We start from the raw sequence: 314 nt of genomic DNA, 5'->3' as shown, positions 1-314 counted from the left end.
GTGCCCCATCAACCATTAAATCCGTATACCCGAAAAACAGTAGGTAGCTGACGGGCAGAGCGACGCCCCAAGCCCAGCCTTGGGCGTTTTGATTGCCGATCTCGGTTACGCCCCGCATGAGTGGCTGAACGCTCACCAGCTCCCAGCCTTCCTGACCCAGACGCACGACCTCGGCCCAGCGCAGAGGGTTGAGCAAGGCGTGGTCGTCGGGTTCCAAGGTGTCTTCTTTGTGTTTGAACATCGCGACGCCCTTGGTGAGGGTTTTGTAGGGGATGTCGATATTCTGGGTATACGGATTTAATGGTTGATGGGGC

Annotated in this window: 1 protein-coding gene; it reads right to left on the bottom strand. The window is 57.0% G+C overall.

The genetic code is table 11. The annotated features are described in order from the left end of the window. On the bottom strand, positions 1-280 hold a 280-nt coding region (locus HMPREF2914_RS27170), incomplete at its 3' end, for a hypothetical protein (protein WP_070702874.1). Between the last annotated feature and the right edge of the window lie 34 nt (positions 281-314).

Source organism: Pseudomonas sp. HMSC067G02 (assembly GCF_001813485.1).
Taxonomy (GTDB): Bacteria; Pseudomonadota; Gammaproteobacteria; order Pseudomonadales; family Pseudomonadaceae; genus Pseudomonas; species Pseudomonas aeruginosa.
Note: the sequence above shows the minus strand (reverse complement) of the source record. Positions and strands in the feature narration are given on the sequence as shown.